This is a genomic window from Bifidobacterium asteroides (genome assembly GCF_048001765.1).
Lineage (GTDB): Bacteria > Actinomycetota > Actinomycetes > Actinomycetales > Bifidobacteriaceae > Bombiscardovia > Bombiscardovia asteroides_K.
Genome location: NZ_CP181447.1, coordinates 76,417 through 99,956, shown reverse-complemented (window position 1 = coordinate 99,956; position 23,540 = coordinate 76,417). Strand labels below are relative to the sequence as shown.

Here is a 23,540-nt window from a genome sequence, read left to right as displayed (position 1 = left end):
ATGATCATCACCCGTCTGCGCCGCATAGGCCTTCTGCTCTTCTCCCTGCTGGTGGGATTCATCGGCTTCTTCCAGATGTTCGCCCGTGCGGCGGGCCGCTTCCCCGGGGATTACGCCGCCCTGCTGGTAGTCACCGCCGCCCTCTTCATCGCCCTCTGGGTCCTGTTGGAGATTTTCCAGCCCTATGGCAGCCAGGCCATCCTGCCCAGCATCGTCATCCTGAGTTCCCTGGGCATCACCCTGATCACCCGCATAGATCTGCGCAACGCCCGGATCGGCCAGCCCACACGGGTGGGCTTCACCCAGCTGATCTGGCTGTGTCTGGCCCTGGTCCTGTGTGGGCTGCTGGTGGTGCTGCTCCGGGACTACAGGCTGCTGCGCCGCTTCTCCTATGTGAGCATGGTGGTGGGTCTGGTCCTGCTCCTGTCGCCCATGCTGCCCGGCATCGGCCGCGAAATCGGCGGCGCCCGCATCTGGATAGGCGTGGGGTCGCACACCCTGCAGCCCGGCGAATTCGCCAAGCTCTTCCTCGCCTTCTTCTTCGCCGCCTATCTGTTCGACCACCGGGACCAGCTGGCCGTGGGCGGCAAGAAGTTCCTGGGCATGCGGATGCCCCGGATCAAGGACTTTGGCCCCATTATCATCGTCTGGCTTATTTCGCTGGCCGTCCTGGTCATCCAGCACGATCTGGGCACCTCGCTGATGTACTTCGCCATGTTCGTCTCCATGCTCTATGTGGCCACCGGCCGCACCAGCTGGATCGCCATAGGTTCGGTCTTCTTCGTCATCGGAGCCGTGGCCGCATCCATGATCTTCGCCCATGTGGGCGCCCGTGTGGACGCCTGGCTGCACCCCTTCAGCGACGCTGAGTTCGGCAAGGCCTTCGGCGGGTCCGGCCAGCTGGTGCGCGGCATCTTCGGCCTGGCCGCCGGCGGGCTGACAGGCACCGGCCTGGGCCAGGGACGCCCCTGGATCACCCCCCTGGCCAACTCCGACTTCATCTACACGTCGGTGGGTGAGGAGCTGGGGCTGAGCGGTCTGCTGGTGGTTCTGGCCCTCTACCTGGTCATCGTGGCCTCGGGTATGATCACGGCCATGAAGATCAAGGACGGTTTCGGCAAGCTCCTGGCCTCCGGTCTGGTCTTCACCATGGCCTTCCAGGTCTTCACCGTGGTGGGCGGCATCACCCTGGTCATCCCCCTGACCGGCCTGACCATGCCCTACATGGCGGCGGGCGGCTCCAGCCTGGTGGCCAACTGCATCCTGGCCGTCCTGCTCATCATCATCTCCAACGCGGCCAACAAGCCAGCACCGGAGGTCAGCTCGGACACCTTCAAGTACGAGGCCCTGGCCGTGCTGCGTCAGCAGGAGACCAGCAAGCGCAGCGGACAGGACGACTCGGATTCCGACTCAGGCTCCGACGACCAGGAATCCCACGGTCGTCAGGCCGGGCCGACCAACCAGGATGAGGAGACCGACCTGCCAGCAACCGGCCGCATCCCCGTCCGCCATGTACGAGGAGGTGGACAGTGAACAAGGCCCTGCGTCAACTCTTCAATGCCGTCATCGTCCTCTTCGTCATCCTGGGGCTTTCCAGCTCCATCATCATGGTGATCCGGGCGGGCAGCCTTAACTCGGACCCCCGCAATCTGCGTGCCCTCTACCACGAGTATGCGGCACCCAGAGGGGCCATCCTGACCTCGGACGGCGCCGTCATGGCCCAGTCCGACCCCATCAACGACTCCTTCCAGTACCAGCGGCACTACCACAAGGGTGCCGTCTACTCGCCCATCACCGGCTACTACTCCATCACCAGCCCGGCGGACCGGGGAATCGAGGCCTCGCGCGACCGCCTGCTGAGCGGCCAATCGGACAGCCTGTGGATGGACCGGCTCAAGTCCCTCTTCACCGGCACCCAGAACAAGGGCGCCTCCATCGAGACCTCCATCAATCCCAGGATGCAGGAGGCCGCCTACGCCATGCTGGGCAACTTGTCCGGTTCGGTGGTGGCCATCGAGCCCTCTACAGGCCGCATCCTGACCATGGTCAGCACGCCGAGCTACAACCCCGAAGACCTGACCGCCCACGACAGCGGCGACGCCTCCCAGGCCTACCAGAAGCTGGCCTCCCGTTCCGACAACCCCATGCTCAACCGGGCCACCTCGCAGCTGTATCCGCCCGGGTCCACCTTCAAGGTGGTTGTGGCCGCCGCCGCCCTGGAGTCCGGCCAGTATCACCCCGACAGCCAACTGCCGGCCGGGGCCTCATACACCCTGCCCGGCACCAACTACAATCTGACCAACTCCACTTCAGCTGCCAACGGGTCCAATGGCAAGATCAGCCTGGAGAACGCCCTGGCCTACTCATCCAACACGGCCTTCTCCCAGCTGGGGGTCGCCCTGGGCGACAAGACGCTGGCAGCACAGGCCCGCAAGTTCGGCTACGGCTCCACCATCACCCTGGACGGGACCAACTCCACAGGACGGCCCATGAAGGCCGTGGCCTCCAAGTTCCCCGAGGACCAGTCCCAGGACCGGCTGGCCCTGGCCTCCATCGGCCAGGGGGACACCCTGTCCACACCGCTACAGGCTGCCATGACGGCCGCTGCCGTGGCCAACGGCGGCAAGCTCATGCAGCCGACCCTGGTGGACCGGGTACGCTCCAGCGACCTGAGCGTCATCAGCGAGACAACGCCCTCGGTCTACTCACAGGCCTTCTCATCGGACACCGCCAAGGCCCTGACCACCATGATGGAGGCAGTGACCACCAAGAGCTATCCGAATCTGGCCATCCCCGGCATGCAGGTGGCCGCCAAGTCCGGCACGGCTCAGATCGGTGCAGGCAATACGGCAAATGACGGGTGGATGATAGGATTCGCTCCGGCCGACAAACCCAAGGTAGCCGTAGCCGTTGTGGTGCATGGAATCTCCTCCTACGGCATAGATGCCGCCGGGCCGATCATGAAACGCGTCATGCAGGAGGCTGCCAAGTGAAACTGATACAAGGACAGCTCATCCATCGACGGTACCGTCTGGACCGCCGCCTGGCCCAGGGGGGCATGGGCGAAGTCTGGAAGGGCTACGACATAGAACTGGGCCGCGTGGTGGCCATCAAGGCCCTGCGCGAGGATCTGACCAACGAGGAGTCCAAGCTGCTGCGGCTGCGGGCCGAGGCGCACAATTCCGCCAACCTGGCCCACCCCAACATCGCCGCCCTCTTCGAGTACTACGAGCACGACGGCATCGGCTTCCTGATCATGGAGTACGTCCCCAGCCAATCCCTGGCAGACATCTACCGGGACCGGGGTGCCCTGGACCCCATCGAGCTGCTGCCCATCCTGATACAGACGGCCCGGGGGCTCTACGTGGCACACTCGCACGGGGTCATCCACCGGGACGTCAAGCCGGCCAACATCATGGTCTCCGACACCGGTGAGGTCAAGATCACGGATTTCGGCGTCTCATACTCCACCAACCAGGGGCAGATCACCCAGGACGGCATGGTGGTGGGCACGGCCCAGTACATCTCGCCCGAACAGGCCCAGGGTCTCCAGGCCACGCCCCAGTCAGACATTTATTCCCTGGGCGTGGTGGCCTACGAGGGGCTCTGTGGGCACCGACCCTTCACCGGCGCCACCCCGGTGGACATCGCCGCGGCACACGTCAACGACCCTGTGCCGCCACTGCCCGACTCGGTGGACAACCAACTCATGAACTTCGTCATGTCCATGCTGGCCAAGGACCCGCGAGACCGCCCGGCAAATGCCCTGGTGGTCTCGCACACGCTGGCCAGGATCGAGCAGCGGCTGCTGGACCAGCAGCTGGGCGAGACGGAGGTCATCGACCCGCGCGCACCCATGCCTCGACGCATAGTGAGCAGGCCACACGCGGCAAAAGACATCTTCAGGCCCTTCTGGGGGCACTATGGAGAAGGAAGCGCACAGCGCGGCCTTGAAGCGACGAACGGAGGGGATACCCTATGAGCATCACACTGCCGCCGTCCCTAGCGGACGGACGCTACCGTCTGGGACAGCTGATTGGACGCGGTGGCATGGCCGAGGTCCACAAGGCTGTGGACACGCGTCTGGGAAGGACAGTCGCGGTCAAGATCATGCGGTCCGATCTGGCCAACGACGAGGTCTTCCTGTCGCGGTTCCGGCGGGAGGCCCACTCGGTCGCGCTGCTCAACAATCCCAACATCGTCTCCATCTACGACTCGGGCGAGGAGATACTGACCGACGACCAGGGCAACCATGAACGGGTGCCCTATCTGGTCATGGAGTACGTCAAGGGCCAGACCCTGCGGTCCATCCTCAAGGAGAACGGGGCCCTGAGCCAACGCGACAGCGAGCAGGTCATGCTGGGCATGCTGAGCGCCCTGGACTACTCCCACCACATGGGCGTCATCCACCGGGACATCAAGCCCGGCAACATCATGATCTCGGAACAGGGCATCGTCAAGGTCATGGACTTCGGCATTGCCCGGGCCATGGACGATTCGGCCGCCACGATGACCCAGTCCCAGGGCGTGGTGGGCACCGCCCAGTACCTGAGCCCTGAGCAGGCCCGCGGCGAGAGCGTGGACATGCGCTCCGACCTCTACTCGGCCGGCTGCGTCCTCTACGAAATGCTGACCGGACGGCCGCCCTTCAACGGGGATTCGGCCGTGGCCATCGCCTACCAGCACGTCACCGAGGTGGCAACCCCGCCCAGCACCATCGTGCCCGGCCTGCCGAAGATGTGGGATTCCATCTGCGCCAAGGCCATGGCCAAGGACCGCCAGAACAGGTACGCCACGGCGGCTGCCTTCAAGAGCGACATCCTGGCCTTCATGAACGGCGGGACCCCGGTGGCCGCCGCCTTCAACCCGCTGACCGACCTGGCCAACGTCAAGGCCCGCAAGGATGCCGAGCAGGGCACAGAAACAGCCACCATGCCGCTGACCGAAGAGGAGACGGCCGCCACCCAGGCCTTCAACCCTGTTCAGGACCCGCTCAACCCGGCAGCTGCCGCCGACATCGCCACAGCTGAGCGCACGGCCACCAAGGCGGCCCAGAAGAAGTCCAAACGACGCAAGAAGATCATCATCGGCGCCATCGTGGCGGCTTTGGTCCTGGTGCTCGCCGGACTGGGCGCGTGGAACGTCCTAGGCCGAAACCGCCATCCGATGGCCGAGGTGCCTACCATCAACGCACAGATGTCGCGAATCCTTGCCCGTGAGAAGATCACCGCCGCAGGCTTCCACTACCAGGAGAAGGAAGACAACGACTCGGCCGAGCCCAAGGGGACCTTCACCAAGCAGAGCCCCAAGGGCGGAAGCATGGCTCCCAAGGGCTCCACAGTGACCGTCTGGTTCTCCTCCGGACCCAAGGACACGGCCATCCCCGACGTCAAGGGCATGACCCAGCAGGAGGCCCGCAGCGCCCTGGAGAAGGCCGGATTCAAGGTCTCCCCCGCCGCCTCCGTGGAAGACAGCCAGGACGTGCCCAAGGACCACGTGACCCGCACGGATCCTGCCGCCGGCCAGAGCGTGGCCAAGGGAACCAGCATCCTGATCTACATCTCCTCGGGCATGACCAAGGTGCCTGATCTGTCTGGCAAGACCAAGGACGACGCGACCAATATCCTGCAGAGTCTGCACTTCAACATCACCATCCGCGAGCAGGCCTCCAACACCGTGGCCAAGGACATGGTGATCAGCACCGATCCGGCCGCTGGGTCCTCCATCCAGCAGGGAGCCATGATCACAGTCACCGTCAGCAGCGGCATGCAGCTGGGCAACTACGTGGGCATGACCCTGGGCGAGGCCAAACGCAACCTGGGCCAGGGAGTCAACATAACGGTCAATGGCCCCAACAATGACAACGCCGTGGTCACCGGCCAGGATCCCGCATCAGGTTCCTCCTTCGACAAGTCCAAGGACACCATCACCCTGACCACAGCCATCAGCGTTCCGCCCTTCTCCCAGGGCGAGACCTTGGGCAGCTATCGGCAGAAATTGACCAACAGCGGTGTCAGCGCCGACAGGATCACTTCCGTCGGCAAGGACACGGACAAGGTGACCGCTGTCAGCCCCGGAGCCGGCAGCAGGGTGGACGACAACACCCCCATCACGGTGACCACCGTCAGCTCCACCAACTGACTCCTATGGCCCGGCGGCCACAGTCTTGCCGCCGGGCCATATCGTTCTAGACAGAGCGAATACAGTCTGGGACGGAGTAATGGTTATCAGGCCACGCGGTTAGGCCACGAACCGCGACTTCGCGTCCACAAATCCCGGTCATGACTTCGGCCAAGGTAAACGTCAGGGTCCAGCGACCGGTTCATAACGACTAATGCACAACTTCCAGACTGGACCTTGCCAAGTCGCATCGCCACGCCGTGACGAATCTGCCTCGACCGCCAGGCTGGCGTCACCTGTACTACGACCAAAAATTCATGGCTATCAAACCATGGCCATAGAAGTGACTTAGATAAATCTTGGGCAGTCACTTTTGGCAGTCGGCAAAGTTGTGGCAGCAATAAGCGGCGGGGCCGCAGGATCACATTGAATCCTGCGGCCCCGCCGCTCTTCTACACCCCCTAGGTCAGAAGGTGGAGTAGTTGGACATCTGTCTGAGCATGGGCACGTTGCTGGCCAACCATGGGAAGCCCCATTCCATCAGGGCGCAGGCCAGAGCCAGCAGGAGCAGAATCAGCAGAAGCCATCGAATCGGAGCTATTCCGGACTGGTGCCGCAGCAGCCAGCCGTAGAGGCTGATCATGGGCTGAGGCTTCTCGCCCTTGCGAATCTGCCGCAGCAAGGGGTAACGCCAGGCAGCCAGGGCCGCCAGGTAGATGATCAGGTAGGCTGCCGCCAAAACCAGGAAGACCGGCTGCAGAGAACCCAGTCTGGCCATGACCGAGCCCTTGTCGTCTGCAAAGGCGACATCGCTGCCGCGGTCGCCCAGCAGTTCCTTGGGCACTCCGTCGGACACCTTGGCCCAGTAGTCGAATTCGCCCCAGCTGATCCAGCGGTGGGTGGCCGTGGTGTACTTGGGTTCACAGGTGGTCAGCGTGATCATGCGCCGGTCAGGAGCCTCTTTGGGCGAATAAGGGTTGGGAGCGATAACGCTGACCTCGTCGGCACCTACGATCTTGTAGCGGGTGTAGTGGTAGACGTACCAGTAATCCTTGGTGCGCAGGACGATGGCATCGCCCACACGCAGCTCGTCCACATGGCCCAGCGGCTCACCATAGCCGGCGCGGTGTCCGGCAATGGCCACGTTGCCCATCTCGCCCGGCATCTGCGTATTGGGGTAATGTCCCAGCCCTGCGTATGCCAGCTCTCGAGGCGACGTGCCCTGGACCACGTTGCGCTCCCAATGCTGTCCAAAACGAGGAATATAGGCCTGGGCTATCAGTTCACCCTCGGAGGCCTGCTTGGGCTGCACCGGCGGCGCCCCTTTCTGAGGCTTGGCCACCTTGCGGGTGTCGCCCGATCCCGGGTTGCTCCAGGAGGTCGAGGCCCGGGCCTCCAACTGCTGATGCTCGGACTGCACGCCGGTCCACCAGAGCTGCCAGACCACATAGAGTGCGCAGACGACGGCCAGCGTAATCAGCAGCTCCCCCACGATTTCTGCAATGCCCACCAGCCAGGTTCGCCGCTTATCCGCCGGTTTATCGACCGGCGTTGTGTCGTTCTCCGAGTCCTCTGTCGTCATTTACCGTGCCTTCTCATCTACCGATGCGTACTGGAGTGGCTGTAGGACAGCCGTCGTCTCAGGGAATCTCAGATTATCCGAAGATTCGACATTCCAACCCAGACCTACCGTATTCACATACTCCTTGTAAATCCGGATGGATGGCGAAGCATTCAGGGACTTGGTCATCCTGTCGACTGGTCCTATGGCTGAAATCTTATATGGCGGCGAGTACTTTCGGCCGTGCAACAGCAACACATTGCCTACGCATCGCACTGCTGTTGTGGGCAGAACCCGCTGATCCTGAATCCGCATGGACTCGGCTCCTCCGGCCCAGAGCGCGTTGACCACGCTCTCCACATCCTGCTGGTGGATGACGTAATCGTTGATGTTGGCCGTCGACCCGTCAGAACCTACCTTCTGCTGCCAGAGCGGGGAATCGTTGAGCGTCACCGTCAGTCCCGGCCCCTGGACGGCCTTGAGCACCGTACCCGAGCCTGGGTCTTCGCGGGCCTGGTCCGAGCTGCCCTTGTCGTCGGTCAGGGTCTTCAGCGCGTTGATCTGCGAGCTCATGTCATTGATGTCCTTGCGCAACTCAGCAGCCTTGTTCTCGCGCTCCTCCACCAGTCCGGCCGTGTCCGAAGTGACCGTGACCGTCCTGTTGACACGGATGTTGGTGGTCAGCATGTACCCGACCAGTGCCAACACCACAGCCACGGACACTGTGCCGACCAGGGACCTGCGCGCACCGTGCCGTCCCGTCCGTCTGGTCATAGGCATACCCTCATCCTCGTCTGCGATAGTATTACGTTCGAGTCTAACCGCTACTATGGCTTAGTAGATCTACTGAAGGAGAATAACCTCATGGCAGAGCATCAACTCCATGATGACGAGGACCAGGTGGTGGACAAGGCCAAGACCGCCGACACTGGCGAGGATGCCGAGGACGAGGAGTACGGCCTGTCCATGGACAAAGTGGAGGCCGTGCTCAACCAGAGCGTTGACAAAAAGCACATGACACCACAGATGCGCCGCATCGTGCAGCGTCAGGAAGAGAACACCCGTCGCATGGAGGACACCATCAAGAACACCAAGGCCAATCCACGCTGGTTCGTGCCCCTCTTCGTCACGCTGATGGTGGTGGGCTTGGTCTGGATCGTGGTCTACTACATCTCCTCCGTCAGAGGTAGCGTCTTCCCCATCCCTGGCATTGGCAACTGGAACCTGGCCGTGGGCTTTGGCATTCTGCTGGTCGGCTTCCTCATGACCATGTGGTGGCACTGATCCAACTGCATTACTCTTCAGGAACCCCGCAACCGTTCAGGCACGGCTGTGGGGTTCTTTGTATACCCGTCCACACCTGAGCGTCAGGCATGTGCGAATTCATCCACCGATGCGAGGCTCAAGCCAAAGTTATCCACAATCGCCCGAATTCCTCGTGGACGGTCTAGTACACTCGTCCACAAACCTACTGCTGATTGGATTCTTCGTTCACTTATCCACTTTTTCTAGGTATATATGCACCAGTTCTGAATACTTATTCCCAGGTTATCCACACGATTGTCAACAAATGTGGATAGATGACATCCATGTCATTTATCAATTACCAGACCCGAACCGGGGACGAAATAGTTGGCAGTCGACAACAGGCGGTCAGCAACAGATAGATACTGATTTCAGCGCATGGGGTTGAACATGTTGCAGCCCAGAGCCAGCAGGACCAGGGCCGCCAGGAAAATCAGGGTGGGCAGCAGCCAGGAGAGCAGGCCATGCACACGCGAACCAGGCCGGCCTATGTGCAGCAGGGCCAGCATGAAGAGGCCGCCGACTATGAACCCACCAACGTGGTCCTGCCAGGCGATGCCGGGCACAAACAGGGGCATGCAGAAGTTGATGCCCATCCAGACCACCAAGGAAATGATGTCAATCCCCAGACGGCGGTAAACCACCAGGATGGCGGCAAAGAGTCCGAAAAGCGCGCCCGAGGCCCCGATGGCCGACGTGCCCCATCCATTGGGTGCAAGGACCGCATAGACCATCAGCCCCAGGTCTCCGCCCAGCCCGCTGATCATGTAGAGGGCCAGGAAACGCCCATGCCCTATCAGATTTTCCAGCACCGGCCCCACAACCCAGAGGGTGATCATGTTGAAGAGGATGTGCGAGACATTGGTGGCGTGCAAAAATATGTTGGTCACAAACATCCAGGGATCATGAATGGCCGTAATCGGCACGAAGGCCCAGTATCCCAGCAAAAGCCGCTGGTAGCGAAGCGGAGCCAGCAGGTACAGGGCCATCTGGATGACCCAGGCCACTATGCAGATCAGGGTGATGGCTATGGTCACCACCGGAGCATGGTCACCCCAGTACCGCCGGATCCATCCCAGCGGCCCTCGACCGTTTCCTCCGCCTGTGAAACCGGTGCCCGTGCCATTGACCATGAACCTTACCTTACCTGACCGTCCGGCCGGGGTGTGCGGTTTCCGTGCCGCAATGGCACCGATGCGTCCCACAGTTCGCCGCTTTCTACTAGGATGTTGACTAGGTCGGTCGAAGTGGGCAGGACCGACGAAAGTCGTCGAAAGGAGCCAAACATGGAGAATTCATCTTCAAACGGCTGGAAGTTCTTTGCACTGCTCTTCGGCACGCTGCTGGCCGGCGTTGTCGCTCTGTTCGTATACAAGCAGCAGAACCCGGATTACGATCCCTGGGAGGAGCCCTGGGAGAACAGCTCATCGCCAGTCGACCTGGGCCTGGCCAAGGATGAGGAGGACAAGGGGTCTGAGGATCCCGAGACCCCTCTGCAAGCGGGCGCACAGGCCTGACCGTTCCGGTCGGGAAGGAATCCGACCCAGCGTCAAGGACGTGAGGGCAACGGATTCCTTTTTTCATGCCTGAATTTGGCTTGACCGCAACCTGCCGGACACGCCTGTTGGGGCGGCGCGTCACAATAGAGCCATGAGTGCCATACGGGAAGCAGACATGGAAGAGGGCCGCCGGGATTTTCTGGCCTGGCGGGACGCGGCCAAGGAGGCTGCAGATAATCTGGGCCCGGAGGGTGACCGCCTGTCAGTGGCCCCACAAACAGCCAGGCGCAGCAAGGCCATGGCTGTCCGCTATTCCCTGCACATGCTGGAGATCAAGGCCCCAGGCCCCGGTGTAGAGGTCAGGGTGGCTCCTTGGGGGGCCGTCAAGATTCTGGATGGACCGGCATCCGACCCGCATAACCTGACCCCGCCCGACGTAATTGAGCTGGACCCGGATGTCTGGCTGCGGCTGGCCGCCGGCATCACCAGCTGGAGCGAAGAAACCGCCGCCGGGCATATCAGCGCCGTGGGTGAGCGTGACGACCTGCACGAGCTGCTGCCCCTGGTATGAGGTCGGCTACTTGCTCGACGACCCCTTGGCTGCGGTCTTCTGATCCTTGTGGTGTTTGAGCGCACTGGGCACGGGAATGGGTATGCGCTTGTGCGGCTTGGGCGTGGCCGGCATCTCCCCAGAGGTGGCCTTGGCAGCAGCTTCGGCGGCCCACCGGGCGTAATCGTCCAGATCATCGTCCGTGGAGTCTTCGGGGTCCTGGCCCCCCGATTTGCGAGAATCCGGCTTGGAGTACTCCTCTTCAACCATTTTGAAGGGATCTTTGCCCCTGGTTCCGGGTTCCTTGCTGCTGAGCTCTTTGGCCAGCTCGTCGTAATCCGTGTCCGTTGTCAGATATTTGAGCTTCCGGGCTATTTTCGTCTGCTTAGCCTTCTGACGTCCGCGGCCCATCCGACCCCCTTCGCCAGGTAACGTGCACTTAGGCAACTTGAATGTGAATTTGCATCATTTATGAGAGTACCACCTACGCATCTTGTCGGCTCGGACTTTTACCATAAAAGCAATTCCCAGAAGGACATTCGGCACGACGACGAGGGTGGGACCATGCAGGAAGAAGTCACAGCGGCAGGCAACGAGATCAGCGACAGCTTCAGAGCCGCCAAGCATCGGTCCGACCAGGTGCTGGCCGAGCTGGACAAGAATCCGAGCCGCTACACCATGCTGACCGGCGACCGCCCGACGGGCAGGCTCCACCTGGGCCATTACTTCGGCTCCATCCGTGAGCGCGTCCAGATGCAGAATCGCGGCGTGCACACCAACATCGTCATCGCCGACTACCAGGTCATCACCGACCGGGACACCACGGAGCACATCCGCGACAACGTGCTCAACCTGGTGCTGGACTATCTGGCTGCGGGCATCGACCCCAAGAAGACCATGATCTTCACCCACTCGTCCACCCCTGCAGAGAACCAGCTGCTGCTGCCCTTCCTCTCCCTGGTGACCGAGGCCGAGCTTCACCGCAACCCCACCGTCAAGGCCGAGATGGAGGCCAGCGGCCACGCCCTGACCGGCCTGCTGCTGACCTACCCGGTCCACCAGGCCTGCGACATACTCTTCTGCAAGGCCAACGTGGTGCCCATCGGCAAGGACAACCTGCCGCATGTGGAGCTGACCCGGACCATCGCCCGCCGCTTCGACGAGCGCTACCCCGGCCAGGCCCCGGTCTTCCCCGAACCTGATGCCATCCTGTCTGACACCCCTGAGATTCCGGGTCTGGACGGCCGCAAGATGAGCAAGTCCTACGGTAACTCCATCATGCTGGGCGCCACCGCTGAGGAGACGGCGAAGCTGATCCGCAAGTCCCCCACCGACTCTGAGCGCAAAATCACTTTCGACCCCGTGAACCGCCCCCAGGTCTCGGCCCTGCTGACCACAGCCGGCCTGGTAACCGACCGGAAGCCCGAGGACATCGCCGATGAGATCGGCAACGCCGGCTCGGGTGCCCTCAAGGCCTACGTGACCAAGTCGGTCAACGAGTTCCTGGCACCCCACCGTGAGCGCCGTGCCGAGCTGGCCAAGGACATGGACACCGTGCGCGACATCCTGGTCGAGGGCAACAAGCGTGCCAACCAGATAGCCGAGGAGACCCTTGATCAGGTCCGCTCGGCCATGGGCATGCGCTACTAGACGTCGTACCGCCAAGAGCGGTCGGTGAGCACCCGGGCAGTGACCAGGCCGATGGGCAGGCAGATGATGACCATGAAGGCCCGGAAGGCCCAGTCCAGGGCGTTGAGTGTATTGAACTGCCCCAGGTAGAACATGGCCCGGTACATATACAACCCAGGCACCATGATGACGATGGAGGGCACGGTCAGGCTGATTCTTGGGTAGCCCAGGTGGGGCGGCAGCAGGCCGTGACGGACCGAGGAGCGCCAGACCGTGGCCAGCATGCCGGCCAGGAAGGCACCGAGAAAAGCGGCCATCTCCGGAGGGACGTGGAGCAGGTCCTGCATCTCCAGGCGCATGGTATCGGTCAGGGCACCGATGACGGCGGCCACCAGGGCCATGCGCTGGGGTGAGTTGAAGAGAACCGAGAAGCCCCAGACCCCGCAGAATGCTGCTATCATGCGCAGTCCGGCCATCAGCCAGGGGCTCAGATTCATTGGTTCAAAACCCTGCGGGTTGAGCATGACCATCCGCGCCACGGCCCAGCCACCCAGCGTGGCCACCAAAATGATCGAGAAGGCGTAGGTGATGCGCTGTACCCCCGAGGGGAAGTCCAGCTTGGCGATGTCCAGGCCACCGGTGACCAGGGGGAAACCAGGAATGACGAAGAGGATGGCACCGATGTAAGCCGTGTCGTGCCTCAGGGCCACCGGGTCGAAGATACCCACCAGCCTCAGCGTGCCGACGCAGGCCAGTGCGGCGATGATGACTGCAACCCCGGTGGCGAAGAACTGGTTGATCCGCCTGCCCAGCATCTGACGACGCACCCACTGGCCTATGCCAGCGCCGACGAAGGCTCCGGCCATGTCGTAGGGACCGCCGCCCAGCAGGAAGACGAAGGCCGCGCAGGCCACGGCCGAGGCGAAGCCCGAGAAGAGGGGCGAATAGAGGGGTTTACGTCGCTCGATCAGGTCCAGGCGTTCATGCGCCTGCCGGACAGTGATGCCACTCGTTGCCTGCGGCTCTGATGACGCGGACTTATCAGAAGAGGCAGGCCGCCCAGACGCAGAGTCGCGCCCTTGGCTGGTTGCAGAAGACTCAGTGGTTGCAGAACCAGCGTCACCCGAATCTGAATTCTTATCCACGGCATCAGCAGAAGCGAAAGCAACCTTGGAGCCTTCGGAATCATCCGGCCGAGGCGTGGAGCCTACGGTGCCCAGACCGGCGGCCGTCCTGGTGTCTATGGCCGCCGCATCGATTCGGCTCTGGCTTATCTCGTCCTCGTTGTGCACGGCGGTGGCCACCGCATCCTTGAGCGCCTTGGCCGCCTCCTGGTCCTGGGCCAGCACCTCCTTGACCGCCTTGCGGGCCGCCGCGTAGACGTTCGGCTCATCCAGGTTGTCCACCAGCTCCCGGGAGACCACCGTCATGGTGTGGTAGGTCCCCGCCTGCCCACACTTGACGCTGAGCCAGTCCGCGAAGTGCTCCAGGAGCCAGATCCGCTCGGTGTTGACCCCGGTGGTGGGCAGGTCCACCACCTCGGTAATCCGAGACACGCCATCCGTGCAGGTGGCCTCGATGTCGGTCAGGTTCACGTCGGCCCGCACATGCACGCCCATGGGGTAGGCGATCCTGTGCATCATCTCGCGCACACGGAAGCTTCCCGTGCCGGCTCCCAGCTCCAGCATGCCCACCCGCACAATCAGGCTGGTCTTGGCCGCGATGCAGGCATCGACAATGGGCTTGTCGTAATCGCGTTCAATGTCCTCCATATCCAGCGGAATGGAGTGGGTGTGGTACTTGTTGACCCGACTAACCGCGGCTGCGGCCCTGCCTCGATAGCTGTCCTTGGAACTCCTGCTCTTGAATTTCACACCCACATTCATACTCCATCCGGGTCACCTACCGCAGCACCGCCGCATAGGACCATGAAACGAATCTGACCAGAAAGCGTCCTAGAATGGGCCGCGAGCCATCGAACCGAAGGCTGTGGGCCTGCAACGCCGACCACCAATAACCGCGGAGGAGCCGTGGAATGGTCGAAGACCGGGCAACCTGCGGCTCGATAAGGAGGACTGATGACAGATAGTAATCAGCAAATCACGGCTGCCGATGCGACCCTGGTCACATCCGGCACCGGGACCAAGGGACCGGAGGAACGCAAGCTACCTCAATCGTTGGATGAGGACATGGCCTTGTGCCTGCGGCTGCTCAGGGATGTGTTGGGGGAATTCGATCAACAGCTGCTCAAACGCTTCGACTCCCTGCGCGAGGACGTGATGACGGCCAGCGCCGAGCACTTCAACCGCCACCCCTCGGACCCCGTGCCTGACGAGGACGGCCTGGCCAAGGCCGTAGCCCTGATCGACGACACATCCGTCAAGGATTCCCAGCTGCTGGCCCGCGCCCTGACCACCTACTTCCATCTGGCCAACCTCTGCGAGGAGAACTACCGGGTGAAGGTCCTGCATGAGCGCGAAGGCAAGGTGGACCTTAAAACCAAGGGCACCGACCCCATCAACGAGATGACCAGCGCCTACAGCCAGCTCCTTCAGGAGATGGGCCCGGCCAAGGCCTCGGAGCTGCTGGAAAAGCTGGAGTTCCACCCCGTCTTCACCGCCCACCCCACCGAGGCGAGGCGCAAGGCCGTGGAGGGCAAGATCCGGCGCATCGCCAACCTGCTGGCCGTCCGCCGCGGTCTGGGCGGTTCCGAGCTGGAGGAGAACGAGCGTCTGCTGCACAACGAGATCGACGCCCTCTTCCGCACTTCGCCCATCGCAGCCAAGAAGCCGACACCCGTTGAGGAAGCCAATACCATTCTGGACATCTTCGACGCCACGCTCTTCGAGACCATTCCCAGGGTCTACCGCCGCTTTGATGACTGGATGCTGGGCAAGAAGGCCGGCATGGTCAAGCCCGTCTGCCCCGCCTTCTTCCACCCGGGCAGCTGGATCGGCTCCGACCGTGACGGCAACCCCAACGTGACCGCCAAGGTCTCCCGCAAGGTGGCCCGCAAGTTCTCCGACCACATGCTCGAGGCACTGGTCAAGGCCACCACCACCGTGGGCCGCAATATGACCATGGAGGTGACCACCACGCCCCCCAGCCCCGAGCTGAGGAGCCTGTGGAGCCACCAGAAGGAGATGAGCGAGCGCCTGACCGACCGGGCCACCACCATCTCGCACAACGAGCTGCACCGGGCCGTGGTCCTGGTCATCGCCGACCGTCTGCAGGCCACCATCCAGCGTGATGCCGACCTCATGTATGCCGACTGTGACGACTTCATCGCCGACCTGCGCGTGGTCCAGGACTCCCTGGCCAAGGCGGGCGCGGTCCGCCAGGCCTACGGCCCCCTGCAGGATCTGATCTGGCAGGCCCAGACCTTCGGCTTCCACATGGTGGAGATGGAGTTCCGCCAGCACTCCCTGGTCCACGCCCGCGCCCTGGAGGACATCCGCGAGCACGGCCTGCACGGCGAGCGCGGCGAGCTGCAGCCCATGACCCATGAGGTACTCGACACCTTCCGGGCCCTGGGAGCCATCCAGAAGCGCAACGGCCAGAAGGCCGCCCGCCGCTACATCATCTCCTTCACCAAGTCGGCGCAGAACGTCAAGGACGTCTACGAGCTCAACCGGCTGGCCTTCGAGCATGCCGAGGATGTGCCGGTCATCGACGTGATCCCCTTGTTCGAACAGCTGGAGGATCTGCAGAACTCGGTGGACGTGCTGGAGGAGATCATCAAGATCCCCGAGGTCCAGGCCCGGCTCAAGGAGACCGGCAACAAGATGGAGGTCATGCTGGGCTACTCCGACTCCTCCAAGGATGCCGGCCCCGTCTCGGCAACCCTGGCCCTGCACTCCGCCCAGGAGCGCATCGCCAAGTGGGCCGAGAGCCATGACATTGACTTGACCCTCTTCCATGGACGCGGCGGCGCTGTAGGCCGTGGAGGCGGCCCCGCCAACCGTGCCGTGCTGGCCCAGCCTGTGGGCTCGGTCAACTGCCGGTTCAAGCTGACCGAACAGGGCGAGGTCATCTTCGCCCGCTACGGCAACCCGGTCCTGGCCATCCGCCACATCGAGTCCGTGGCTGCAGCCACCCTGCTCCAGTCCGCGCCCAGCGTGGAGGAACGCAACACCACCATGACCGAGAAGTACGCGGACATGGCCGACAAGTTGGACCAGGCAGCCCACGAGCGCTTCCTGGACCTGCTCCACACGCCGGACTTCGCCCCCTGGTTCTCCATCGTGACGCCTCTGAACGAAATCGGCCTGCTGCCCATCGGCTCCCGGCCGGCCAAGCGCGGCCTGGGCGCCAAGTCCCTGGACGATCTGCGGACCATACCCTGGGTCTTCTCATGGGCGCAGGCCCGAATCAACCTGGCCGCCTGGTACGGCCTGGGCACCGCCTGCGAGAAGTTCGGCGACCTGGAGACCCTGCGTCAGGCCTACGAGGAGTGGCCGCTCTTCAGCACCTTCATCGACAACATCGAGATGAGCCTGGCCAAGACCGACGAGCGCATCGCCAAGATGTACCTCTCCCTGGGAGACCGGGACGACCTGAGCCAGAAGGTCCTCTCGGAGATGGAACTGACCCGCAAATGGGTTCTGCAGATTGTGGGCGACGAGTGGCCCCTGCAGCACCGCCACGTGCTGGGCCAGGCCATCCGGATCCGCTCTCCATATGTGGACGCCCTGTCGGTGACCCAGGTGCGCGCCCTGCGGGCCCTGCGTCGCCGCAACGACAAGGAGGAGCTCAGCAAGAGCCAACAGGCCGACTTCATCTACCTGATCCTCTGCACCGTTTCGGGAGTCGCCGCCGGACTGCAGAACACCGGCTGATCTCCGCTTGACGGTTTAAGGATGAGACCCCGTTCTCTTGCAGATAGCAGGAGGCGGGGCCTCGCCGTATCCAAGTGCTTTTGATGTGATCGTGTGTTGTTTGTGGGTTGGGTGGTAGGCTGAAAAGCAGGGGATGTCGAGAAGACAACTGGCTTTTGTCATGGCTCGTGTAGTCTGTTGTACGGGCTGGTATTGAGCAATGGGTGGCTTTCCGACAGGAAGAACTTTATTAGACAGGCGGCGTTGATCCCGCCTGGTGTTGGTGAAGGGGTTTTGGTTTCATGCATCTGGTTTCCCAACTGCGTCGCGCACTGGCGACGGCGATCGTCCTGCTGGGCCTGCTGGCAGGCCTGGGCGTCGCATCCGCCAACGCGGATGCTCCTATCCTCACCGGGGGGGGGGGGTCGTCAGACCCCTCGCGTAGCTGAGCAAACCCCCGGCACCCTCCCCAGCAACGCAACCAATACCCCACTGCCCACACCATCACCACTGACACCTTCCTCGCCGCTGAGCTCCACGACACCAAGCCCAAACACTCCGCAACCCTCAACAGGCACGCCCGACACCACAGGATCCGCTTCAACCAAGCCATCCGATACCGATGATCAAGCCACGCACACGGTGCGCTTCGACCCCGCCGACGGCAGCACACCCACACCGGTGAGCGTGAAGACCGGCACCCTCGCCGCTCCCCCGCAACAGAACCCTGCACGTGAGGGCTTCCGGTTCGACGGATGGACCCATGACGGGCAGCCCTTCGACTTCCAGACCCCCATCCTCCAGGACACGACGCTGAAAGCCCAGTGGTCGAAGACCACGGACTGGACGCTGAGCCCGGACCACGGGCCCGCCACCGGCACCCGGCTGACCATCAGCCCACCCAACCCGCAGGAACCTCAGTTCGCCAGCATTCACACTGCAGGAGAGCAGACTCTCGGCCTGACCGGCGACGGCCGCATCTACACCTGGGCGCAGGATGGAACAACCGTGCAGGTGCCCTCCCCCGCCCAGACATCCGACGGGTTCCACTACCTGCAGGTTGCAGCCGGCAGCCGATGGCAGGCCGCACTGGGATCCGACCAGCACATCTACACATGGGCCAGCGGACAAGCGGCACCCACGATTATCAGCCCCAACCAGAATGCCAGGTTCACCAGCATCAGCATGAACGATGACCGGCTCCTGGCAGTGGACCGGCAGGGACGAATCCACATCTACCGGGCCAATGATGCCGACAGCCAGGACCTGAACCCGAAATTCCTGGAGCAGGCCGAGACCAGCCTGCCCGGAAAGGCACAGGCCGTCACCGCCGTTGCCTCCGGCAGCCGGATCCTCGCCCTGGACTCCGACGGGCAGGCCTGGACCTGGGACGCAAGCAGGACCGCCAACGTCAAGCCCGAACGCATCAGGCAAGACCAGGGCATGCGCATCACCCAAACCCAAGCCCTCAACCAGGGATTCCTCCTCCTGGACACAAACGAGCAGGCCTATCATCTGGCCGACAGCACGACCAGCGCCAAAGCCGTCAACCTGCCGGAAGGCATGAAAGCCAGCCAGCTCACAGCCAACAAGGACCAGGCCATCATCACCAGCACGGATGGCCGTATCTGGAGCTGGAAGCCCGACGAAACACTCATCCGGGCAGACAATAGGGAACAACCCTATACACAAGCCGCCGCTGTCGGCAGCAGTATCACCGCCATCGACCGGCAGGGCAGCATGCTCGCGTGGAGCTTGGACGAGCAGGGCCAGCCCGGCAAGCCAGCCAAGCTCGACACCAGCAACGCCCTCACCTTGGAATCAGTAAGCATGGACGGCCAGCCGCTCAAATTTACTAAGTACAGCGACTCCTGGCAGACGGACATACCCGACCGAAAGCCGGGAGAAGCCGCCATCACCATCACCGGCAGGCAGGACGGCCAGCCCTTCACCAGGAGCCTCAACTACACGGTCGACCAGACACTGACCAGAGACGACAGGCAGGGCATGACCCACACCGTCACCTTCAATGCGAACGGAGGAAGCCCCAGACCCGCAGACCAGCATTTCCCTGCACCGAACAGCAGGGCGAAGCGGCCATCCCCTGACCCTACGCGTAAGGGCTTCCTGTTCGACGGGTGGTTCATCGGGCAGGTCGCCTATGATTTCAGCAGACCCGTCGACAAGGATCTGACCCTGACCGCCAAGTGGACGCCGGAAAGCCGGAACACCAAGTGGAGCATCAGCCCTAATAAGGGCAGCCAGCTGGGCAGGGAATCCACCACCATCATCCCGCCAGAAAACACCACCCGTGGCATCAGGTTCAGCCAGGTCAGCGGAGGTAAAGACTACAACTCTCGTTTTTCCTTGGCCGTGGGCAGCGACGGCAACGCCTACGCATGGGGATACAACAGCTCTGGCCAGCTCGGCAACGGGACGAAAACCAGCCAGACTACACCAGTCATGGTGAGGAAGCCTGATCGCAAGACGTATCCGGATCTGCCTGCGGATTTCACCTACGTGCAGGTCAGCGCCGGAGGCTCTCATTCCTTGGCTGTGGGCAGCGACGGCAACGCCTACGCATGGGGATACAACAGCTCTGGCCAGCTCGGCGACGGGACGAAAACCAGCCAGACTACACCAGTCATGGTGAGGAAGCCTGATCGCAAGACGTATCCGGATCTGCCTGCGGATTTCACCTACGTGCAGGTCAGCGCCGGAGAGCGGCATTCGCTGGCCCTAGGAAGCGACGGCAACGCCTACGCCTGGGGATACAACTACTATGGCCAGCTCGGCGACGGGACGACCACCACCCAGATTACGCCAGTCAAAGTGGAGAAACTTGCAGACGCGCCCGTAGACTTCACCTACGTGCAGGTCAGCGGCGGAGGCAATCATTCGCTGGCCCTGGGCAGCAACGGCAACGCCTACGCATGGGGGTACAATGGCAATGGTCAGCTTGGTAACAACGAAACAACGGATTCGTCTGTTCCTGTGCTCGTGCGCGACCCCGCCAGCCCCGCCGACAAGAGCAAAGGACTCAAAGCCACACAGGTCAGCGCCGGATACGAGCATTCGCTGGCCCTGGGCAGCGACGGCTACGCCTACGCCTGGGGATGGAACCGCCAAGGCCAGCTCGGCGACAACACGGGCGGCTACGGTGCGTATACGACTGTTCCGGTGCACGTGCGCGACCCCACCAATCCTACCGATACGAGCAAAGGACTCAAAGCCACACAGGTCAGCGCAGGATACGCTCATTCACTGGCCCTGGGCAGCGACGGCTACGCCTACGCCTGGGGGAACGACAACTATGGCCAGCTCGGCGACAACACGGTCGGCTACGGTGGGTATACGACTGTTCCTGCGTACGTGCGCGACCCCGCCAGCCCCGCCGACAAGAGCAAAGGACTCAAAGCCACACAGGTCAGCGCCGGATACGAGCATTCACTGGCAATCGGCGCGGAATGGAACGCCAAAGCGTGGGGAAACAATCAATATGGCCAGCTCGGCGACAACACGGACGGCTACAGTACGTATAAGTCTGTTCCTGTGCCGGTGGTGTTCAATCTGACGCCGGTGATCACCGGCGTCAGATTCGACCAGACTCCCGCATTAAGCATGACGAACGGCGATAGCAATAGCGCCACCGTGCTCACACCTGAACATCTGCCGGCCACGGTCACGGTCAGCGTGGACTACACGCTGGGCGGCGCACCCCAGCAGCCCGACACATCCCTCAGATACACGTACCTGTCGGCCGGCGTGCTTCCACGTGCCGGTGGGGAAGGCATTCTGCTGGCCCTGGCCACCAGCATGACAACCATGGGCGGGGTGCTGGCGTCCCGCCGTCACAGGGAGGAAACACACCAGCTGCTTCACGCTTCGCACGAGTAAGACGGGCCGAACGGCGTATCAATCCCCACGCCCTCGGCCCACACAGGGGGCAGGGGGAAAAGTGTCACTGAAGGCTCAAACCCCAAGAGAGCCGACACTTCCCTCCCGCGCCCCCACCACACTTCTGCAGGCGGGAAGCCGAGGGCAGGCATGCACGCCCCCGTCCCCGGCCGGGAGAGGAGGAAGCACGGCCAGCCCGGCCGCTGTTTACTCATTCCGCCGCCATGAGTTCCGCCGACACTGAATCAGGCTGTCATAGTCATTGCGCGATGATAAGGTTGTATCACTGTACAAAGACGCAGAAACGGATGACATACACCGTCTGTTGGGGAGACAGTCGGCAGAGTTCTTGGGAGGCTCTGTAAATGGAGTTATCGAATATTCCCCACTGTACTTCGCACGAGTAAGGCCGGGTTCCCATCACTGCAATCCGGCGAACTGGCGGCCGTGCCCATCCCAACCGAGCACGGTCGCCATCTACTTTTAAACGGCGGAAAGGTACCCGTCGTAGCGCTCGGGCTTGTCCGCGAACTCCAGGCCAGCCGGCTGATACCAAGAGTATCGGCGAGTGCCGCTGTCGTCAGTCCAGATCTCAGGGCAGTCGTTGACCAGCCAGTCCGACGGAATGGCATGGGAGCTGCCGGTCGAGGCCAGTGCCAGCGCCTGCCTGAGCTGGTCCTCCTGGTCGGCAGTCAGACTGCCGGGGCGGGCCGAGAAGAAGAGCGGAGTGCCGGTTCGCGCCAGCAGGTCCATCCACTGACGGTTGAGCTCCCAGTCGATTGAGTCGGATATGCCCACGCAGTCGGCGTCGGTGGCGTAGAAGCTCCCATTCTGGGGCAGGCGGAAGGCCAGAGTGTTGACCCCGATCTGCCTGGTCCGCTCCCACTGCAGGCCGCTGGTGTCGTCGCCGGTCCGGTTGATCTGCATGAAGCCGACGCCCAGGTGGCCGACCACGTTGCACCCCTGGACCAGCATCCCGGCCTCGGTGGCCTGCTCGAAGATGGCCCGGTAGAGCTGCTTGACCACCTGGGCGCTGGTCAGGCTCCGGTCGTAGAAGTGCCAGCCGTCCGGGCTGGGCCAGGGGTTCATCTGGAAACCCCACCTGCCCAGCAGGTCGAAGGTGCTGAAATCATGCTTGATCAGTTGGTAGCCCCACTCCCCCAACTGGGCAATGTCCTGGCGGATGTAGTCCAGGGCCTGCGGGTTTGAGGGGTCCAGGCATCCGTTGTGAGGGAGTCTGAACTGGTCGGCGATGGCCTCGTCCTCGTTGAGGAGCGGGCGGTACCAGATACCGGGTTTGATGCCCATGGCCTTGATCTGGTCGGCCAGAGCGCCCATGTCGCCGAACTTCTCATTGCCACGCCGCCAAGGGCCGCCGTTGTAGTCCTCAAGCCGGTGGTGGTCCTGCCAGCCGTCGTCCACAACCATGGTGGGGCGGTGAGCGTTGCCCTGGGTCAGGTCGGCCAGATACTCGGCATCAGCAAGAATCCGGGAGCGACTGGAGTCCCCGTAGGCATAGTACCAGTTGTTGCTCCCGTAGACCGGCTCAGGGGGCATAAGGCCCTTGCGGCTGATCCGGGAGCAGAAGTCACTGACCACAGCAAAGACCGGGCCGCCAGCCCGCTCCCGGAGCGGATATTGCAGGCAGATGATGGTGGCCGCTTCAAGCTGCCGCCCGTCCAGCACCAGGCCACTGCCGCCGTTGCGCAGGTCCATGAAGAGGGTGATGCCGGCCGTATCGACCTGCCAGAAGCAGAAGGCGTTGGCACCGGTGGCCACCCCATACCCCTCGGCCTGCTCCTGACCCGACGCCAGGAAGTACCAGGGCATGAACCGGTTGGCACGCATGGCCTGGAAACCCATTCGCCCGTAGCCACGCTCCCAGGCATCGCCCAGGTAGAGGTCGTCGGCAGGCATGGGCCTGGTCCAGCGCAGGGCCAGAGAGCGGATGGGGGTGGAGCCAGCGGTCAGGCTGACCGTCAGAGCGGATTCGCCCTTGAGGCTGATCCTCGCATCGGGGGCTATGCGGAAGGGCCTGCCTGCGGGTGCCGTCTCCCTGTCGGCATCGGTGGTCAGCGTAATCCAGTCCGGCTCTCCCAGGCTAAGGCTGGTTGGGTTCATGATTCAGTGCTCCTTCATCCCTGTGGTGTGGCAGATGGCGG

General features: G+C 62.8%; 16 protein-coding genes. 10 read left to right on the top strand and 6 right to left on the bottom strand.

Features of this window, described 5'->3' with window-relative positions; all coding sequences use genetic code 11:
- From ACNAOV_RS00345 to pknB, 4 genes are read left to right on the top strand one after another with little or no spacing between them, the layout of a single operon-like run.
- On the top strand, nt 1-1,533 hold the full coding sequence (locus ACNAOV_RS00345; protein ID WP_416517484.1) for an FtsW/RodA/SpoVE family cell cycle protein: 1,533 nt from the start codon (nt 1-3) through the stop codon (nt 1,531-1,533).
- The gene (locus ACNAOV_RS00340) at nt 1,530-2,993 is read left to right on the top strand and encodes a peptidoglycan D,D-transpeptidase FtsI family protein (protein WP_416517483.1); all 1,464 of its coding nucleotides are present in this window, start codon (nt 1,530-1,532) and stop codon (nt 2,991-2,993) included. The genes ACNAOV_RS00345 and ACNAOV_RS00340 overlap by 4 nt, the downstream gene beginning before the upstream one ends.
- Complete coding sequence (locus tag ACNAOV_RS00335) at nt 2,990-3,982, top strand: serine/threonine-protein kinase (RefSeq protein WP_045934838.1); 993 nt, start codon at nt 2,990-2,992, stop codon at nt 3,980-3,982. The genes ACNAOV_RS00340 and ACNAOV_RS00335 overlap by 4 nt, the downstream gene beginning before the upstream one ends.
- Nucleotides 3,979-6,141: a Stk1 family PASTA domain-containing Ser/Thr kinase gene (gene pknB, locus ACNAOV_RS00330; RefSeq protein ID WP_416517482.1), complete on the top strand. Its 2,163-nt coding sequence runs from the start codon at nt 3,979-3,981 to the stop codon at nt 6,139-6,141. The genes ACNAOV_RS00335 and pknB overlap by 4 nt, the downstream gene beginning before the upstream one ends.
- A 445-nt stretch (nt 6,142-6,586) precedes the next feature.
- Here pknB and ACNAOV_RS00325 read toward each other — a convergent pair whose 3' ends face one another.
- Together ACNAOV_RS00325 and ACNAOV_RS00320 are read right to left on the bottom strand one after the other, a co-directional pair.
- The gene (locus tag ACNAOV_RS00325) at nt 6,587-7,702 is read right to left on the bottom strand and encodes a class E sortase (protein WP_416517481.1); all 1,116 of its coding nucleotides are present in this window, start codon (nt 7,700-7,702) and stop codon (nt 6,587-6,589) included.
- Nucleotides 7,703-8,455 (bottom strand): DUF881 domain-containing protein, encoded by a 753-nt coding sequence (locus tag ACNAOV_RS00320; protein ID WP_416518103.1) that lies wholly within the window; start codon nt 8,453-8,455, stop codon nt 7,703-7,705.
- 90 nt (nt 8,456-8,545) lie between these two features.
- Here ACNAOV_RS00320 and crgA point away from each other — a divergent pair, with 90 nt between their 5' ends.
- Nucleotides 8,546-8,965, top strand: coding sequence for a cell division protein CrgA (gene crgA / locus ACNAOV_RS00315; RefSeq protein WP_416517480.1), 420 nt, complete (start codon nt 8,546-8,548; stop codon nt 8,963-8,965).
- A gap of 392 nt (nt 8,966-9,357) precedes the next feature.
- Here crgA and ACNAOV_RS00310 read toward each other — a convergent pair whose 3' ends face one another.
- Nucleotides 9,358-10,119, bottom strand: a complete 762-nt coding sequence (locus ACNAOV_RS00310; RefSeq protein WP_416517479.1) for a rhomboid family intramembrane serine protease — start codon at nt 10,117-10,119, stop codon at nt 9,358-9,360.
- 153 nt (nt 10,120-10,272) lie between these two features.
- On the opposite strand from ACNAOV_RS00310, the gene ACNAOV_RS00305 reads away from it, so the two are divergent.
- The gene (locus ACNAOV_RS00305; protein ID WP_015021110.1) at nt 10,273-10,503 is read left to right on the top strand and encodes a hypothetical protein; all 231 of its coding nucleotides are present in this window, start codon (nt 10,273-10,275) and stop codon (nt 10,501-10,503) included.
- A 133-nt stretch (nt 10,504-10,636) separates the two neighbouring features.
- Nucleotides 10,637-11,056, top strand: coding sequence for a sterol carrier family protein (locus ACNAOV_RS00300; RefSeq protein ID WP_416517478.1), 420 nt, complete (start codon nt 10,637-10,639; stop codon nt 11,054-11,056).
- A 6-nt stretch (nt 11,057-11,062) separates the two neighbouring features.
- Here ACNAOV_RS00300 and ACNAOV_RS00295 read toward each other — a convergent pair whose 3' ends face one another.
- Entirely contained in the window at nt 11,063-11,446 is a 384-nt protein-coding gene (locus ACNAOV_RS00295) for a DUF3073 domain-containing protein (RefSeq protein ID WP_211120213.1), read from the bottom strand.
- 153 nt (nt 11,447-11,599) lie between these two features.
- Between ACNAOV_RS00295 and trpS the strand changes: the two genes are divergently transcribed.
- Nucleotides 11,600-12,685, top strand: coding sequence for a tryptophan--tRNA ligase (trpS, locus tag ACNAOV_RS00290; RefSeq protein WP_416517477.1), 1,086 nt, complete (start codon nt 11,600-11,602; stop codon nt 12,683-12,685).
- Here the strand turns inward: trpS and ACNAOV_RS00285 are convergent.
- Nucleotides 12,682-14,436 (bottom strand): threonine/serine ThrE exporter family protein, encoded by a 1,755-nt coding sequence (locus tag ACNAOV_RS00285; RefSeq protein WP_416518102.1) that lies wholly within the window; start codon nt 14,434-14,436, stop codon nt 12,682-12,684. The genes trpS and ACNAOV_RS00285 overlap by 4 nt on opposite strands.
- 306 nt (nt 14,437-14,742) lie before the next feature.
- On the opposite strand from ACNAOV_RS00285, the gene ACNAOV_RS00280 reads away from it, so the two are divergent.
- Together ACNAOV_RS00280 and ACNAOV_RS00275 are read left to right on the top strand one after the other, a co-directional pair.
- A complete protein-coding gene (locus ACNAOV_RS00280; protein ID WP_416517476.1) occupies nt 14,743-17,502 on the top strand; it encodes a phosphoenolpyruvate carboxylase in 2,760 nt (919 codons plus the stop codon).
- A 621-nt stretch (nt 17,503-18,123) separates the two neighbouring features.
- Nucleotides 18,124-21,378 carry an InlB B-repeat-containing protein gene (locus ACNAOV_RS00275; RefSeq protein ID WP_416517475.1) on the top strand — a complete coding sequence of 1,085 codons (3,255 nt, stop codon included), beginning with the start codon at nt 18,124-18,126 and terminating at the stop codon, nt 21,376-21,378.
- A gap of 483 nt (nt 21,379-21,861) precedes the next feature.
- On the opposite strand, the gene ACNAOV_RS00270 is transcribed toward ACNAOV_RS00275, so the two are convergent.
- Complete coding sequence (locus ACNAOV_RS00270; protein WP_416517474.1) at nt 21,862-23,499, bottom strand: glycoside hydrolase family 36 protein; 1,638 nt, start codon at nt 23,497-23,499, stop codon at nt 21,862-21,864.
- Between the last annotated feature and the right edge of the window lie 41 nt (nt 23,500-23,540).